Source organism: Arthrobacter sp. E3, assembly GCF_017353415.1.
Lineage (GTDB): Bacteria > Actinomycetota > Actinomycetes > Actinomycetales > Micrococcaceae > Specibacter.
Genome location: NZ_JAFMPX010000016.1, coordinates 18,010 through 32,985, shown reverse-complemented (window position 1 = coordinate 32,985; position 14,976 = coordinate 18,010). Strand labels below are relative to the sequence as shown.

Below are 14,976 nucleotides of genomic sequence, written 5' to 3'. Positions count from 1 at the left end.
CATCATGACCACCCTTACCTCGTCTCCGTCCGAGAACGCCGCTCCGCCGCCGGTCCGCCGGCGAAGGAACCGTCGCGGCGTCAGCCCTGCCCTGCAGGCCGATCACAATCTGTTCCGCAGCATCGGTGTCCTAGTTCTGTGGGTCGTGGTGGTGCTGTTCATCGCCATGCTCGTCTGGACCGTACTGCAGGCCTTCCGCGACACCCATGCAATCTTGGAAAGCCCTTGGGGTCTGCCGACGTCGTTCAACTTCGACAACTTTGCCACGGCCTGGAATGTCAGCGGATTCGCCTTGGCCACGGTTAACAGTGTTCTGACCACGGCAGTGTCCTCGTTCGTGTGCGTCGCCGTTGCCGCACCTGCCGCTTACTACCTCAGCCGGGTGGAGAACCGTCTCACCGATGGCCTGAGCCTGTACTTCATTCTTGGACTCGGCATCCCGGCCCAGGTCATCTTGATCCCGCTGTTTGTCATGCTGGACAAGGTGCACCTGACCGACAGCTTGATCGGCTTGAACTTGGTCTACATCGGTTTGTCGCTGCCGTTCACTGTTTTCCTGTTGACGGCGTTCTTCCGCAGTCTCCCCCTTGAAATGGAGGAAGCCGCTGCACTCGACGGCGCCTCCGCCCTGCGCACCTTTATCCAGGTCACCCTGCCGCTGGCCAAGGGCGGCATCCTCACCGCCTTTGTGCTGCTGGTGGTCGGTAGCTGGAATGAAACCCTGCTGGCGCTGACCTTGCTCCAGAGCACCGAAAAGTACACCCTACCGGTTGCCCTGATCTCGTTCGTTCAGCAGCAGACCTACTCCGGTGCCGACTGGGGTGGACTGTTCGCGGGCCTGTGCATCGTGATCCTGCCCATGCTGGCCATCTACATCTGGCTGGGGCGCCGACTCACGGAGGGCCTGACCTTGGGAATGGGTAAATAGAGTACCCATGCAAACTCATCCCAATTTGTTGTTTGTTGTCGCCGACCAGTTCCGGGCCATGTGCCTGGAGCCGGGCGGCGACGCTGTTTCCACCCCTTTTTTGGATGCCCTGGCGTCCGACGGCGCATCCCTGGCCCACGCTGTAAGCAGCTACCCGGTGTGCAGCCCGCACCGGGCCATGATGATGAGCGGACAGTACCCTGCAGCCAATGGGGTCACGCACAATGTGAACTCCCAGACTGCCGCTTGGGGCGTTGGGCTGCGTCCCGACGCGCCTTCATGGGCTGCCGTACTGAGAGATGCCGGATACAACACCGGATACATTGGCAAGTGGCATTTGGAGGCACCCGTACCTGCCGATGCGATCTACGGCACCGGCCGCTTGGACGACGGACGCTATTGGGATGCCTACTCCCCTCTTGACCGGCGCCACGGCTTTGATTTTTGGTATTCGTACGGATGCTGCGACGAGCACCTTACCCCGCACTATTGGACCGGCAACGCCGAACGGCACGAGCGGGTGGACGTCCAGGGCTGGTCGGCTGCCCATGAAACGGACGTGGCACTGGACTTCCTGCAACGGGCCGCCGGTGCAGCCTCCGGCGGTTCGGGCGGTTCTTCCGGTGGCGCGCCGTTTGCCCTGGCCGTGTCGTGGAACCCACCGCACCAGCCCTTCGACCAGCTTCCCGAAGGCTATGACACCAGCTATGCCGGGTTGTCCCCCGCAGAGCTGCTCAACCGGCCCAACGTGGATTTGGACTCGGATATGGGCCGGAAAGCGGCCACCATCGCACCCCTGTACTTCGCAGCCGTCAGTGCCATCGACGCCCAAGTGGGGCGGCTGTTGACCGCACTCGACGATCTCGGCTTGGCAGAAAATACGCTGGTCATTTTCACGTCCGATCATGGACAGCAGATGGGCAGCCATGGACTGCTGTACAAAAACGTGCCTTTTGAAGAGTCAATGCGCATTCCCTTCATCCTGCGCGGCCCGGGAGAGTTTTCCGCCGAAGCGGCTGCCAACACCGTGCTCTCCAGCGTGGATATCGCCCCTACTCTTTTGGGGCTGCTTGACCTCTCCGCCAGCATCCCTGCACAGATGCAGGGCCAGGACCTGGCAGCCCTGCTCCGCACCGGGGCCAACACCACCAGTGCAACAGCCGAGGGAGCCGGAACAGCGGCGCTGTACTATTACTACCCGCGCGACGCGGACGACGTGGACATCCGCGGCATCAGATCAAGCAGCACGAAGTTCATAGCCCGATTCCAGCGTGAAGGCGGCTTGACGACAGAGCTCTACGATTTGATCGCGGATCCGTACGAGCTGCACACCATCACGGCTCCAACCTTGGTACGTGAGCACGCCAAAACATTGGAAACCGCACTCGCCGCCGCTGGACAACAGTGGTCGGGAGCAGACGCCCTGAAGGCATTGGTGGAGCAAGCATGAATATTCTCTTGATCATGGCAGATCAGTTTTCCGCCCACGCCTTGGAGCGCAGTCGGTCCACCGACGCCCACTTCAACACGCCACATCTTGACCGGTTGGCTGCTGCTTCCACGTATTTCAGCCAGGCCTACACACCCTTCCCGCTGTGTGTTCCCGCCCGCAGCTCAATGGTGACAGGAAAGTATCCGCATCAGCTTGGCGTCATGTCCAACGCCGGGCTTGGCACCAGTGCCGGCGCCGTGCCCATGATTGAACCGGGCCACGGTCCGGAGTCCCTAGGCCACTGGTTCACGTCCGCCGGTTACGACTGCGCCTACGCGGGCAAATGGCATGCCCTGCAGGCCAGTGCCACCGAAGGGGACGGCTTTGCCCCCATCCACCCCTTCGGCGACGACGGCCTGGTGGAGGCATGCACCCAGTGGCTGTCCGGGCGACCGGCAACACGACCGTTCCTGTTGGTGGCCTCCTTTGACGACCCCCACACCATCTGCGAGTTCGCCCGTTCTCAGCCCCTGCCTTACGGCAACGTTCCTACGGTGCCGGTCGGATCAGCACCGCCACTGCCGGCGAATTTCCCCCCGGCACCCTATGCCCCTTCCGCCCTGACCGCCGAAGCAGACGCCTCCCCGCGGGTCTACGGAACTGGTGACTACACCGCCGACGACTGGAGGGCGTACCGCGCTGCCTACGCCGCGCTGGTAGCCCGCGTGGACAAACACATCGGCCGCCTCCTTGACGCCATCGACCTGGCCGAGACCGCCGTCGTTTTTGTCAGCGACCATGGCGACGGGGACGCTTCCCATGGTTGGAATCAGAAAACCGCGCTGTATCAGGAATGCATCCGTGTCCCGCTGCTGGTGCACGTGCCCGGCCAGTCGTCGGCCACCGTGGACACCCCGGTGGACGGTGTTCTGGCGTTGCTGCCAACACTGTGTCAGATGGCCGGAATTGCGACGCCGTCGGGCTTACCCTGCCGTTCCGTGCTGGAGGCACAGCCGGAGACAGTGGTGGTGGCGACCCTGTTCGATTCCGGTACCAAGCCGAGAACCACCGGCCGCGCCTTGATCAAGGGCAGGTACAAGTACACGGTTTACAGCTGGGGAAAGCACCGTGAACAACTCCACGACTTGGACGACGACCCCGGCGAACAGCGGAACCTGGCTGTTGAAGACTCCAGCGCTGCCCTGCTGGAGGAGCTGCGCGGTGAGCTTTACCGTTGGGCTGTGGAACACGGCGACGCCGACTTCCTGAAGAAGCTGGTCCTCCCTGCCTCCGCCCCGGCGCGTGCCCACTCCGACATTTTCGTCATACCGTACTAGCAGCTGGGAACTGACTGGGCGTATGCTGACAGTACATGTTCAAGGAATATTCAGCATATTCCCAGCAAATTGTCGGAGACTGTGATGGTGAAGAAGACCGGACCTGAAGCAAAGTTGCTCGTTGTTGATGACGAGCCCAATATTCGTGAACTCCTTTCCACTTCCCTGCGTTTTGCCGGGTTTGAGGTCATTGCAGCAGCCAACGGCCGTGAAGCCCTGGCCGCAGCCGAGGAGCACAACCCCGACCTGGCCGTCTTGGATGTCATGCTCCCGGACATGGACGGATTTACCGTCACACGCCGCCTGCGTGCGGCCGGACGGCACTTCCCCGTCCTGTTCCTGACCGCACGCGACGACACCGAAGACAAAGTCACCGGCCTGACTGTGGGCGGCGACGACTATGTCACCAAACCGTTCAGCTTGGACGAGGTCGTGGCGCGCATCCGCGCCGTTCTGCGGCGCACCCAGCCCATGGAAGATGACGACGCCGTACTGCGTGTTGCCGATCTTGAACTCGACGACGACGCCCACGAGGTGCGCCGTGCCGGCAAGACCGTGGAGCTCTCCCCCACCGAATTCAAACTGCTGCGCTACTTGATGCTGAACCCCAACCGGGTCCTGTCCAAGGCTCAGATCCTTGACCACGTGTGGGAATACGACTTCAATGGCGATGCCTCCATCGTGGAGTCCTACATCTCCTACCTGCGCCGCAAGGTCGACGTTGATTCTTCGCTGCCAGCCCTCATCCAGACCAAGCGCGGCGTGGGCTACGTGCTGCGAACGGCTGACAAGCGCTAATCGCCTTGCTTAAGTTGTGGAAGAACGCCTCCCTGCGCTCACAGTTGGTGGCCATCATCAGTGCGCTGCTGAGTCTGTCATTGCTGGCATTGGGTTCCACAACCTTTCTGTTGCTGCATTCTTTTCTGGAAGATCAGATGGACACGCAGCTGACCACGTTCAAAAATTCCATCGTTGTGGTGGGAACCGTGGATTCGCAAAACACCGGTCAAACACCCTTCGCCTTTGACTACTATGTGGGTTTCCATTTTGGCGACAGCAGCTTGGCGGACCAAAACCGTTCAGGCAAGGACAAGCCCGTCTATCCGAGCTACACCATGGCACAGGCACAGGCACTGAACGGCAAGAAGTTCACTGTCCCAAGCACTGATGGAGGTGCGCCCTGGCGAGTCACCGTCATTGCCCCGCAAAAGTTCAATTTCGGCTCGGCGGACTTAACCCAGAGCCGTCCTGAATATGTGGGCTACGTTGTCGTGGGGCTGCCGTACGAAACACTCGACATCACCATGGAACGCCTGGCCGTGGTCATCGCCGGAGTGGCAATTCTCACCATCACGATGGGCACCATGATCGCCTACTGGACGGTCACCCGATCCTTCAGACCCCTGGGCCGTGTTGAAAAGACTGCGGCCGCCATCGCTGCCGGTGACCTTTCCCGGCGCGTTGACATTGAAAATCCCGCCACCGAGGTGGGTCGATTGTCGGGCTCTTTGAACACCATGCTGGCACACATTGAGCACGCCTTCGCTGCGCGCACAGCCTCGGAGAAACGAATGCGCCGCTTTGTGGCGGATGCTTCACATGAACTGCGCACACCACTTGTCACCATTCGCGGATTCTCAGAACTTTACCGCCATGGCGCCCTGCAAACGCCTGAAGACGTCGGTACAGCGATGGGCAGAATTGAAAGCGAAGCCAAACGCATGGGCGAACTCGTGGAAGACCTGCTCATGCTGGCCCGCATCGACGAGCAACGGCCCCTGCAACTGAAGCCGGTTGACTTGCTGATCATTGGCCACGACGCCGTCTTGGATGCCCGGGCCACGGCGCCCAGCAGGACGTTCACCGTCGTCGGACTCCATGGAACACAAGGCACACCGGCGCCCACGGTGGGCGATGAGGCGAAGTTGCGTCAGGTGGTGACCAACCTGATGGGCAACGCGCTACGCTACACGCCCGAGGGTTCACCGATTGAGATTGTGGTTGGCACCCATGTTGCTGGTGGGCAAAAGTTCTCCGTCATCAAGATCCGCGACCACGGCCCCGGCATCTCTGATGAGGAAGCACCCCGGGTGTTTGAGCGCTTTTACCGTGCAGATTCCTCCCGTGACAGAAACACTGGCGGCAGTGGGCTTGGCCTGGCCATTGTGTCAGCGATAGTGGCCTCCCACGAAGGAACTGTCCGGCTTGAGCAGACTCCTGGCGGGGGCGCGACCATGGCCATTGAGCTTCCCTTTCAGGACTTGGAGTCCACAGCCGTGTCCGACGCGGGGGATGCAGCAGGCGGCGATTCCTCCACAGGCGGAGCTGAAGCGTAGCTGATCCACCGTTGAACACGACTGACTGTCGGCGTCGCACCACGTCTTCTACGCTGGGAACTGTCAGCAGAAAACAGCGAAGTTCCCGCTTCCCGGAGAGGATACATCCCATGGCACAGTTCAACGTCAACAGCGATGACCTTGCACTCAAGAGCACAGCAGTCAAAGGCTCAGTCGAGCGAATCCGCATGGAGGTGGACGCCATGAAGCGCAACCTCCTGGATCTGCAATCCACCTGGACTGGTGCAGCGTCCACCAACTTTCAGTCGCTGTTGCAGGAATGGCACGCGACAGAGCTGAAAGTTGAGGCTTCACTGGAGAGCATCAACGGCGCCTTGTCCATGGCCGCAACCCACTATGCTCAGGCCGAGGATGCCAATACGAGGATGTTCATGGCTCGGTAGCAGCCTGATGTGCTTATGCCTCCGGCGTGCCTTGGTGGAAACGGACCTGCCACCTTCCGTGGACGAATTTCCAGATGGAGCTGCGCAGCGCGCTGCCTCGCGGTGCATCGCTGCGGTACGTCAAGAGGGCGGTGGAGTCATCAATGCGGTCCAGCGTGAGCACCTCAAGGCTGTGTTCTGCAACTGTCTCGTCGCTGATCATGGCCAGCACCTCTTGGCGTGACCACCGCCTGCCGGACGCCCCGATCTCCTCAAAGTCTGAGTGCAACAGCTCGGCGGCCCGCAGCGGGTCAGCCCGCACTGCGGGGTCAAGCAGTTCACGTTCGAGCTCAACCACGGCTTCGAGTGAATCATCGCGGCTGGCCGAAAGTACCGGGTCGTCGTCTGACATGGAAAACAGTTCCGGCTGCGCAATGTCCACCGGCGTTGACCCTCCAGGTGCTGCTCCTGCCGGGTCGGCGTTGGGCTGGGCGGTGTTGGGCTGGGAAGGGCTGGACTGGGAAGAGCTGGACAAGCCGGAGCAGGGGAAGCCGGGCCCTGCGTTGGGTGTTCGCTTGGCTTGGTAGGCGGTGGCGGCGTCGCGTGCGCGGTCGTCAGCCGCTTCGTTGAGGTCATGGCCGGCGTGGCCCTTGACCCATTCAAACGTGTATTTTCTACCCGCAATGGCTGCGTCAATGTCTTTGAGCAGTTCGAGGTTCAGCACAGGCTTGCCGTCGGCCTTGCGCCAGCCTTTGCGCTTCCATCCGGGCATCCACTTCGTGACGGCATTGATAACATACTGGCTGTCGCACAGGATGTGCAGTGGTTCATCAGCCACGTGCTCCGTGGACTTGAAAAGGTCAAGGACCGCCATAAGTTCGCCCATGTTGTTGGTCCCGTGAGGCCAGCCACCGGCACGCCAGCAGGTCTCGTCCACGTACCAAGCCCAGCCAGCAGGCCCGGGATTTCCCAATGCCGAACCATCGGCAGCTGCAACAATTGTCATGAGCCAATACTTTCATCTATCCCCGACATTCAATGACAGGGTGCTTAAACGCCAAGGACGCCCCCGCCAAAAATGAAGGGAGCGTCCAAAGCATGAAGAGTGCGTGGATGGGCCCACATCTCCGAGGGCCCCAACGCCAAGACGCGTCAGCGGCTTGGCGTTGGGAGTGCGTGGATGGGCCCACATCTCCGAGGGCCCCGAGGTGCGGCTCGCTAGCGAGCTGCACCTCGGGAGGAGGTGGGGACTAGAAGCCGCCCATTCCGCCCATGCCGCCCATATCGTCGCCCCCGCCGCCTGCAGCAGCCTTTTCGGGCTTGTCAGCGACAACTGCTTCGGTGGTGAGGAACAAGCCGGCAATGGATGCCGCGTTCTGCAGTGCGGAACGCGTTACCTTTACCGGGTCGTTGACACCGGCAGCCAGCAGGTCCTCGTAGACGCCGGTTGCAGCGTTCAGGCCGTGGCCGTTGGGCAGGCCGCGGACCTTGTCCACTACGACGCCGGGCTCGAAGCCGGCGTTGAAAGCAATCTGCTTCAACGGGGCATCGATGGCAACCTTGACGATGTTGGCGCCGGTTGCTTCATCACCCGTGAGGTTCAGGCCTTCAAATGCCTTGACGCCAGCCTGGATGAGGGCAACGCCACCGCCGGGGACGATGCCTTCTTCAACGGCAGCCTTTGCGTTGCGCACTGCGTCTTCAATGCGGTGCTTGCGCTCCTTGAGTTCAACTTCAGTTGCGGCACCGGCCTTGATGACTGCCACGCCGCCGGCCAGCTTGGCCAGACGTTCCTGCAGCTTCTCGCGGTCGTAGTCGGAATCGGAGTTTTCGATCTCGGCACGGATCTGTGCAACGCGGCCGGCAATGGCTTCAGCGTCGCCCGCACCGTCAACAATGGTGGTCTCGTCCTTGGTGACAACAACCTTGCGAGCCTGGCCGAACAGGTCGAGGGTGGTGTTTTCCAGCTTCAAGCCAACTTCTTCAGCGATGACCTGGCCACCGGTGAGGACGGCAATGTCAGCCAATTGGGCCTTGCGGCGGTCGCCGAAGCCCGGCGCCTTGACGGCAACGGACTTGAACAGGCCGCGGATCTTGTTCACGATCAACGTGGCAAGTGCTTCGCCTTCGATGTCTTCTGCGATGATCAGCAGCGGCTTGTTGGACGCCATGACCTTTTCCAGAACAGCGACAAGATCCTTGACGATGGAGATCTTGGAGTTGACGATCAGGATGTACGGGTCTTCAAGAACCGTTTCCTGGCGCTCTGTGTCGGTCACGAAGTAAGCGGAGATGTAGCCCTTGTCGAAGCGCATGCCTTCGGTGAGCTCAAGCTCCAGTCCGAAGGTCTGGGACTCCTCAACGGTGATAACACCTTCCTTGCCAACCTTGTCCAGAGCTTCGGCAATGAGTGCACCGATCTCGGGATCACCGGCGGAGATGGACGCAGTTGCGGCGATCTCTTCCTTGGTTTCGATTTCCTTGGCGGAAGCGAGCAGCTGCTCGATGACGGCTGCAACAGCCTTCTCGATGCCGCGCTTCAGTGACAGCGGGTCGGCGCCGGCAGCTACGTTGCGCAGGCCTTCCTTCACGAGTGCCTGGGCCAGTACGGTTGCCGTGGTGGTTCCGTCGCCGGCGATGTCGTCGGTCTTCTTGGCGACTTCCTTGACCAGCTCGGCGCCGATCTTCTCGTAAGGATCGTCAAGTTCGATTTCTTTGGCGATGGAGACACCGTCGTTGGTGATCGTGGGCGCACCCCACTTCTTCTCAAGAACAACGTTGCGACCGCGCGGGCCCAAGGTGACCTTGACGGCGTCGGCGAGGATGTTCAATCCGCGCTCAAGGCCGCGGCGTGCCTCTTCATCAAATGCAATGAGCTTGGCCATGGAGGCTTCAGTCCTTTCGGGACAGTCATTTCGGATACAAGAATCCTCATCACGGTGCCCGCGACGGACGGATCAGCCGCTGGTGATCTCTTTACACCGGCAGCAAACCCTCACCCAATGAGGAAGATTCACTACTCCGACGGAGGATGCCCAACCAAAAATTGGCAGTCACCACCTCAGAGTGCTAACTCAATAATTAGCACTCGCCACCACAGAGTGCAAGCGGAAGGGCCTGTTCTGAGCTTCAGGCGAACGGCATAAGAGACACATTCGACGCCGTCCACGTCCCAACCTTTCCGCCACGTGCACAAACGGCTAGCGTGGGGAGTGTAAATATTCCGATGCGCGCATAAGCAATGTATCCCCTGCCTCCCCGCAGCAGCTTGTGCAACAGCACCAGCACCAGGAGACACCATGAGTGAAAATATCCAGCCCGAACAGACTCCGGATCAGCCTAAACCCTCCTCCGAGGTGCCTGCTGGTTACGACCAGCCAGCCCATCCGAGCGAACACGCCCCCAGCTGGCAGCCGCCAGTTGCCAGCGACACGGCAGCACCCAGCTACCCTCAGCCGAGCCCCCCGCAGGAGTACCAGCAACAGAACGCTCAGCAGGGCTACCAACAGGGTTACCAGCAGCAGGGCTACCAGCAGCAGAACGTTCAGCAGGGTTACCCACAGCAGCAGGGTTACCAGCAGGGCTACCAGCAACAGCAGGGTTACGGCATGGTTCCCGAACAAAAGTCAAAGATCGTGGCCGGCATCCTGGGCATTCTGCTGGGCGCTTGGGGCATACACCGCTTCTACCTGGGCGATACCAAGATGGGTGTCATTCAGATCGTCGTTACCGTAGTCACTTTCGGAATCGGTGGCATCTGGGGCTTCATTGAAGGGATCATGATTCTCGTGGGCGCTGACCCGTTCAAGGTCGATGCCCGTGGCATTCCACTCAAGGACTAGACCCCCGCGCTCTTCCCAAGGCAACACCGAGATGCCACTTGTGGTGCCCAAAACTAGGTTTTGGACACCACAAGTGGCATCTCGCGGTGAGGGCGGGCTATTTAGGCGCCAAGGCCCAGCACCACTGCCAGGGACAGTCCCCGCTCGGTAGTTTCCTCCACCGTTGGAACATTCAGCAACACACTGAGTGCTTCGGCGTTGGCTTTCTGTTTGATGCCACGGTAGAAGACCACTGAAGCCGTTTAGGGCGCTCCGGCCCAGTCAGCAGGCAGCGCAACAGGCCAGCCCTCGCCGGTGACACGTCCCGCCTACAGAGCTGCCAAGCCGGCGATGCCGGTTGCATTGAATACATCTACTGAAACGTTCTTGTCCACTGCTGAAGCTGGCGTGGGCTGCGGCGATTCTTGCGATACACGCACTTCCGCCGTCGCGGATGGGTCCACGGCCGCCACCGCCGACTGCTGTTCGGCTGGCGGCGTCAAGACCGGCGCGCTGCTAGTTGCCACACCAACCAATGGCATCGACGTCGTGTTGAACATCTTGGGCATGATGAAGAACGCCACCAACCCCACGCAGAGTGCCAGCACACCAAAGATCATCAGCGGCATCAATGAGCGCCTGTGCGGTTCCATCAGTGCGCGGTGGACGCCATGGCGGACAGAATTCTCCTCGACAGCGTCAAATTCATCCCGCGGGTAATTACTCATTGTGCAGTACTGTCCTTGTGGGTGCGTTTATGTCTGGGCGCGTCAGTTCCCCAGTCGGCGTGCCGACCGGGCCTGTTGGCGTGACTCACGTAGTCTACGCAGCCTCTTAACCAGCATGGGATCATGAGCCAGCGCGGCTTCCGTGTCGATCAACGCATTGAGCACTTGATAGTAATGGGTGGCGGATAGGTCGAACATGTCACGGATGGCCTGCTCCTTGGCCCCAGCGTATTTCCACCACTGGCGTTCAAGGTCAAGCATTTGCTCGTCACGTTCGCTGAGCCCGTCAGGGGAGTTCGGCACTGCGCCGGGGTCCGCCGGATCCTGCCCGTGCTTAAGCGCGTCGGCCATTAGGGACCCTCCCTCTACATTTCACGCACACTGGATTTCAGGGCAAAATTTCATCCGTGAAATTCGCCCATGGCAGCCATGGTCAACAGCCTGCTTTGTCCATAATAGAGCCAAATGACAAGCATGTCATTTGGGATCCTCAGCACTCAGCCACCCTCATCCGGGCCTGCGATGGTTCAGAATGGAAACCATGGACAGCACCCCAGGCCTCTTCGACCTCCCTTTCCCCGAGCCCTGGGACGCCAGGCAACTGCAGGCCTTGGCGCACTTGCGCACCGCCCCATTGGCTCTGATGGCCCCGGACTGGGCCGCCACACTCGCCCCGCTGAATGACACCTTGCGCAGCCTTGGGGACATGCTGTCTACCGAGTACGACGCCGGCATCGGCTTCCTGCCCCCACCCACCCAGGTGCTGCGTGCGTTGGGCACGCCCATGGCGGACATCAAGGTCTTGATCGTGGGCCAAGACCCGTATCCAACACCGGGACACTCGGTGGGTCTCGCCTTTTCGGTGGACAAGGCAACCCGCCCCCTGCCACGCAGTCTGCACAACATTTTCAAGGAGCTGCAGTCGGATCTCGGCATCGCCCCATCCGCCCATGGCGACTTGAGCGCCTGGGCCAACCAAGGGGTGCTGCTGCTGAACAGAGTGCTGACGGTGGCCCCGGGGGACGCAGGTTCGCACCGCCGTCGTGGGTGGGAAACCGTCACCGAAGCCGTCATCAGCGCCCTGGCGGCCAGACAACAACCCCTTGTCAGTGTGTTGTGGGGCAAGGACGCCCAACGGCTTTCCCCCTTGTTGGCGGGTACTGCCGTGATCGAGTCTGCCCACCCCAGCCCGTTGTCCGCTTCGAGGGGCTTCTTCGGCTCCAAGCCGTTCAGCCGAGTCAACGAGTCGTTGCGCACGCAAGGCAGCGCAGCGATCGACTGGTCCCTTCCAGTGGCCTAGACTAGTTAGGACAACCTAACTGGGTGTGCATGGCGCGCCCACCAAGTCGGGCCCCTGCCCGGCATCAGGAGCTCATTGTGACTTCAGCCAAGACCGAATCCTCCACCGTTGTGGCACCAGCTGTAAAACCACGCACCCAGTTCACGCTGGATGTCCTGCGCACCGAGTGGCTCAGCCCACACATGGTGCGCGTTGTCGCCGGCGGGCCCGATTTGGCTAAGTTCACGGCCAAGGACGCCACTGATATGTACGTGAAAATCCATTTCCTGCTGCCGGACGTGACCTACCAGGAGCCCGTTGATGTGTTTGCGCTGCGCGAGACCATGCCGCGCGAGCACTGGCCAGTGACCCGCACGTACACGGTGCGCTCGGTTGATCTTGAGGCCCAGGAAATGGCAATCGACTTCGTTGTACATGGCGAGGCCGGGTTGGCCGGGCCGTGGGCAGCAGCTGCCGCTCCGGGAGACCGGATCATATTCTCCGGTCCCGGCGGCGCCTACAAACCGAATCCCGACGCAGACTGGCACCTCCTCATTGGCGACGCCTCCGCACTGCCCGCCATTGCCGCCGCCCTTGAGGCTCTCCCGGCAACTGCCCGCGGTCACGTGTATCTTGACCTGGAGACGGCCGCGGACATCCAGCCACTGGACAAGCCCGACGGCGTGGAGCTCACCTGGGTATTCCGCAACGGACTATCCCGTGCTGGGAGCACCATATTGCGGGATGCCGTCGCGAATGGTCCGTGGCCTTCCGGGACTGTTGACGCCTTTGTGCACGGCGAGCGTGAATGCATGAAAGGGCTGCGTGACGTTCTTTTCAAGCAGCGCGGCCTTGAACGCTCACAGGTTTCGATTTCCGGCTACTGGGCATTTGGCCGAACGGAAGACTTCTTCCAGGCTGAGAAGAAGCAGCCCATCGGTAAAATCCTGTAGTGACCGGCGGATGCTGCACCGGGGCGGCTGTAGCCCCGGTGCCGCCACGGCGGCTCAGCGCCTGCGGTTGCTGCGCCGAAGCTTTTGCCCATGGTTTCGGGTGAAAGGACGGGCCATGTTGTCTCCCAGCACCACCCCTGCTGCCACGGCCAGGATGACCACCAGGGCATTGAACAAGCCCACAACTCCTGTGACGGAATCATCCGGTGTCAGCGTCATGACGAACATGGCCCGAAAAATAGACAGCCCCACCAGCAAGAAGATGATGGACGGCACGGCCACCACCAGTTGCGGCGCACCGAGCCGCAGCGCAATGACCCTGGACAGAATGCCGATCACGACGGCGGCAACCGCAGGGGCAAACCGGCCGCCAAAGCCCGCTTCCATGCCATAAAAATAGGCAAGGTAGCCCACCAAGGCCACGGCCAAGGTCGGCAGCAGCAACCTGATCGCGGTTTGTTCTGCGATGCAAATGGCCACCGTGGCGACAGCAACCAGCAGCAGCACCCAATACAGCGGCAGGGCGGCGGCGATGGGTTCTGCCACATTCAGTCGCGCCATCCCCAGCATGGCACTGGCAACCAAGGCCACGGAGATGCCTGCTACTATGGCGCCAAACGTCAAGAACGCTGACAGGAAACGGCCGGAGGCGGAGACCGGGAACCCGTTGATGGCATCCTGCACAGCCGAGACCAGCCGGCCGGAGGGCAGCATCAGCAAGATGCCGCCCGCGACCACAATGGACGGGCTCAGCGGCACATGCAACATGAAGCACAGCAACGCCAGCACGGTGATGATGAAGGAACTGATGGCGGTGACAAAGAAGTCCGGCACCCGCCATTTACCCAGTACACGTGCCACCTGACCCGCCAGCAAAATGGTCAAAAAACTAACAACGGCACCAAGGACCGAGCCTCCAATGACACCAACCACGGCAGCGGCAAACACGGCTTCAGCCATGGCCACCATCCAACGAGGAAACGGCTTGGGCTTCTTCGTGATCACGTCAAGGCGCCGTGACGCTTCATCGCGTGAGACTCCACCACCGGCAATCTCCGTCACCAGTTCGTGGACTTCCACCAGGCCCGCGTAGTTGTTGGTCCAGGAGCGGACGACCCGCAAAAGGGTGATGGGCACCGCCTCTCGTGGCGCGTAGTTGATGACCACCGACTGGTTCGTGATGTCAACTTCAATATTGCGCAGCCCTAGGGCCGCCGTAACGGCGATGATGCTGCTTTCAACTTCCAGGGCACCTGCGCCATACCGGAACATGGTCTCAGCCAGCCGGAGCGCGAAGTCAATGGTTTTCCGTGCCGACTCCTCGGCCTTTCCCACCTGGATCGTGAAGTTGGCGTACGGAGTTCCGGCAAGCCTGTCGACAATGTTCATCGGAGCCGTGGGAGGGGCCTCCCCCTGCACGAGCTTTCTCAGCACGGACCGGGCTGCCTTGTTGGTCCGCGCAGGGGACACCACAGGGATCAGACCGGCGGCAGGTGCAGGCCCCGACCCCGCTGTGCCTGGCCGCGCACCATTGGACAGTGCTGACTTGGACGGCACCGGCTTGTAAGTCGCTGGCTTCGTAGACGCGGCCTTGGAGGGCGCTGGCTTGAAGGGGGCCTTCTTCGCTGCTGCCGGTTTCGCTGGAACCGGCGTGGCCGGAACACGGCTTGCAGGCGCAGGGCCGGTAGGTTTCGTGTCTGTTTGACCGTGGCCGGGCACGTTGTGGTCCCGGCTGTTGGGATGGTTGGTCATTGATGCTCCCTGTGGCCTAGTCCCGGC

Annotated in this window: 15 protein-coding genes; 9 read left to right on the top strand and 6 right to left on the bottom strand. The window is 61.2% G+C overall.

Features of this window, described 5'->3' with window-relative positions:
• Positions 1-4: 4 nt before the first annotated feature.
• The 6 genes from JMA46_RS08810 to JMA46_RS08785 all read left to right on the top strand — a co-directional run bounded on the left by JMA46_RS08810 (position 5) and on the right by JMA46_RS08785 (position 6,437).
• On the top strand, positions 5-928 hold the full coding sequence (locus JMA46_RS08810) for a carbohydrate ABC transporter permease (protein WP_207344969.1): 924 nt from the start codon (positions 5-7) through the stop codon (positions 926-928).
• Between the two features lie 7 nt (positions 929-935).
• On the top strand, positions 936-2,378 hold the full coding sequence (locus JMA46_RS08805; RefSeq protein WP_207344968.1) for a sulfatase: 1,443 nt from the start codon (positions 936-938) through the stop codon (positions 2,376-2,378).
• Complete coding sequence (locus tag JMA46_RS08800) at positions 2,375-3,697, top strand: sulfatase-like hydrolase/transferase (protein WP_207344967.1); 1,323 nt, start codon at positions 2,375-2,377, stop codon at positions 3,695-3,697. Before JMA46_RS08805 ends, JMA46_RS08800 begins: the two co-directional genes overlap by 4 nt.
• Before the next feature lie 87 nt (positions 3,698-3,784).
• The gene (locus JMA46_RS08795; RefSeq protein WP_303388276.1) at positions 3,785-4,495 is read left to right on the top strand and encodes a response regulator transcription factor; all 711 of its coding nucleotides are present in this window, start codon (positions 3,785-3,787) and stop codon (positions 4,493-4,495) included.
• A gap of 5 nt (positions 4,496-4,500) precedes the next feature.
• Positions 4,501-6,033 carry a HAMP domain-containing sensor histidine kinase gene (locus tag JMA46_RS08790; protein WP_207344965.1) on the top strand — a complete coding sequence of 511 codons (1,533 nt, stop codon included), beginning with the start codon at positions 4,501-4,503 and terminating at the stop codon, positions 6,031-6,033.
• Positions 6,034-6,143: 110 nt separating this feature from the next.
• Positions 6,144-6,437 (top strand): WXG100 family type VII secretion target, encoded by a 294-nt coding sequence (locus JMA46_RS08785; protein ID WP_207344964.1) that lies wholly within the window; start codon positions 6,144-6,146, stop codon positions 6,435-6,437.
• Between the two features lie 13 nt (positions 6,438-6,450).
• On the opposite strand, the gene JMA46_RS08780 is transcribed toward JMA46_RS08785, so the two are convergent.
• On the bottom strand, positions 6,451-7,422 hold the full coding sequence (locus JMA46_RS08780; RefSeq protein WP_207344963.1) for a ribonuclease HI family protein: 972 nt from the start codon (positions 7,420-7,422) through the stop codon (positions 6,451-6,453).
• A 244-nt stretch (positions 7,423-7,666) separates the two neighbouring features.
• The gene (gene groL, locus JMA46_RS08775) at positions 7,667-9,301 is read right to left on the bottom strand and encodes a chaperonin GroEL (protein ID WP_207344962.1); all 1,635 of its coding nucleotides are present in this window, start codon (positions 9,299-9,301) and stop codon (positions 7,667-7,669) included.
• A gap of 414 nt (positions 9,302-9,715) precedes the next feature.
• Between groL and JMA46_RS17180 the strand changes: the two genes are divergently transcribed.
• Entirely contained in the window at positions 9,716-10,258 is a 543-nt protein-coding gene (locus JMA46_RS17180) for a TM2 domain-containing protein (RefSeq protein ID WP_247647178.1), read from the top strand.
• A gap of 101 nt (positions 10,259-10,359) precedes the next feature.
• On the opposite strand, the gene JMA46_RS17445 is transcribed toward JMA46_RS17180, so the two are convergent.
• From JMA46_RS17445 to JMA46_RS08760, 3 genes are all read right to left on the bottom strand, one after another.
• Positions 10,360-10,491: a hypothetical protein gene (locus tag JMA46_RS17445; RefSeq protein ID WP_282099576.1), complete on the bottom strand. Its 132-nt coding sequence runs from the start codon at positions 10,489-10,491 to the stop codon at positions 10,360-10,362.
• Between the two features lie 75 nt (positions 10,492-10,566).
• Positions 10,567-10,965, bottom strand: coding sequence for a hypothetical protein (locus JMA46_RS08765; protein ID WP_207344961.1), 399 nt, complete (start codon positions 10,963-10,965; stop codon positions 10,567-10,569).
• A gap of 42 nt (positions 10,966-11,007) precedes the next feature.
• The gene (locus JMA46_RS08760) at positions 11,008-11,316 is read right to left on the bottom strand and encodes a DUF3263 domain-containing protein (protein ID WP_207344960.1); all 309 of its coding nucleotides are present in this window, start codon (positions 11,314-11,316) and stop codon (positions 11,008-11,010) included.
• 292 nt (positions 11,317-11,608) lie between these two features.
• On the opposite strand from JMA46_RS08760, the gene JMA46_RS08755 reads away from it, so the two are divergent.
• Positions 11,609-12,265: a uracil-DNA glycosylase gene (locus JMA46_RS08755; RefSeq protein ID WP_247647184.1), complete on the top strand. Its 657-nt coding sequence runs from the start codon at positions 11,609-11,611 to the stop codon at positions 12,263-12,265.
• Between the two features lie 110 nt (positions 12,266-12,375).
• Positions 12,376-13,197 (top strand): siderophore-interacting protein, encoded by an 822-nt coding sequence (locus tag JMA46_RS08750; protein ID WP_348770102.1) that lies wholly within the window; start codon positions 12,376-12,378, stop codon positions 13,195-13,197.
• Between the two features lie 54 nt (positions 13,198-13,251).
• Here the strand turns inward: JMA46_RS08750 and JMA46_RS08745 are convergent, their stop codons facing one another.
• Entirely contained in the window at positions 13,252-14,949 is a 1,698-nt protein-coding gene (locus JMA46_RS08745; RefSeq protein ID WP_207344957.1) for a threonine/serine exporter family protein, read from the bottom strand.
• Positions 14,950-14,976 lie beyond the last annotated feature (27 nt).

Coding starts and splice junctions, on each gene's coding strand:
- JMA46_RS08810 (WP_207344969.1), top strand. CDS start 5: ATGACCACCCTTACCTCGTCTCCGTCCGAGAACGCCGCTCCGCCGCCG.
- JMA46_RS08805 (WP_207344968.1), top strand. CDS start 936: ATGCAAACTCATCCCAATTTGTTGTTTGTTGTCGCCGACCAGTTCCGG.
- JMA46_RS08800 (WP_207344967.1), top strand. CDS start 2,375: ATGAATATTCTCTTGATCATGGCAGATCAGTTTTCCGCCCACGCCTTG.
- JMA46_RS08785 (WP_207344964.1), top strand. CDS start 6,144: ATGGCACAGTTCAACGTCAACAGCGATGACCTTGCACTCAAGAGCACA.
- JMA46_RS08780 (WP_207344963.1), bottom strand. CDS start 7,422: ATGACAATTGTTGCAGCTGCCGATGGTTCGGCATTGGGAAATCCCGGG.
- groL (WP_207344962.1), bottom strand. CDS start 9,301: ATGGCCAAGCTCATTGCATTTGATGAAGAGGCACGCCGCGGCCTTGAG.
- JMA46_RS17180 (WP_247647178.1), top strand. CDS start 9,716: ATGAGTGAAAATATCCAGCCCGAACAGACTCCGGATCAGCCTAAACCC.
- JMA46_RS08765 (WP_207344961.1), bottom strand. CDS start 10,965: ATGAGTAATTACCCGCGGGATGAATTTGACGCTGTCGAGGAGAATTCT.
- JMA46_RS08760 (WP_207344960.1), bottom strand. CDS start 11,316: ATGGCCGACGCGCTTAAGCACGGGCAGGATCCGGCGGACCCCGGCGCA.
- JMA46_RS08755 (WP_247647184.1), top strand. CDS start 11,609: ATGGCCCCGGACTGGGCCGCCACACTCGCCCCGCTGAATGACACCTTG.
- JMA46_RS08745 (WP_207344957.1), bottom strand. CDS start 14,949: ATGACCAACCATCCCAACAGCCGGGACCACAACGTGCCCGGCCACGGT.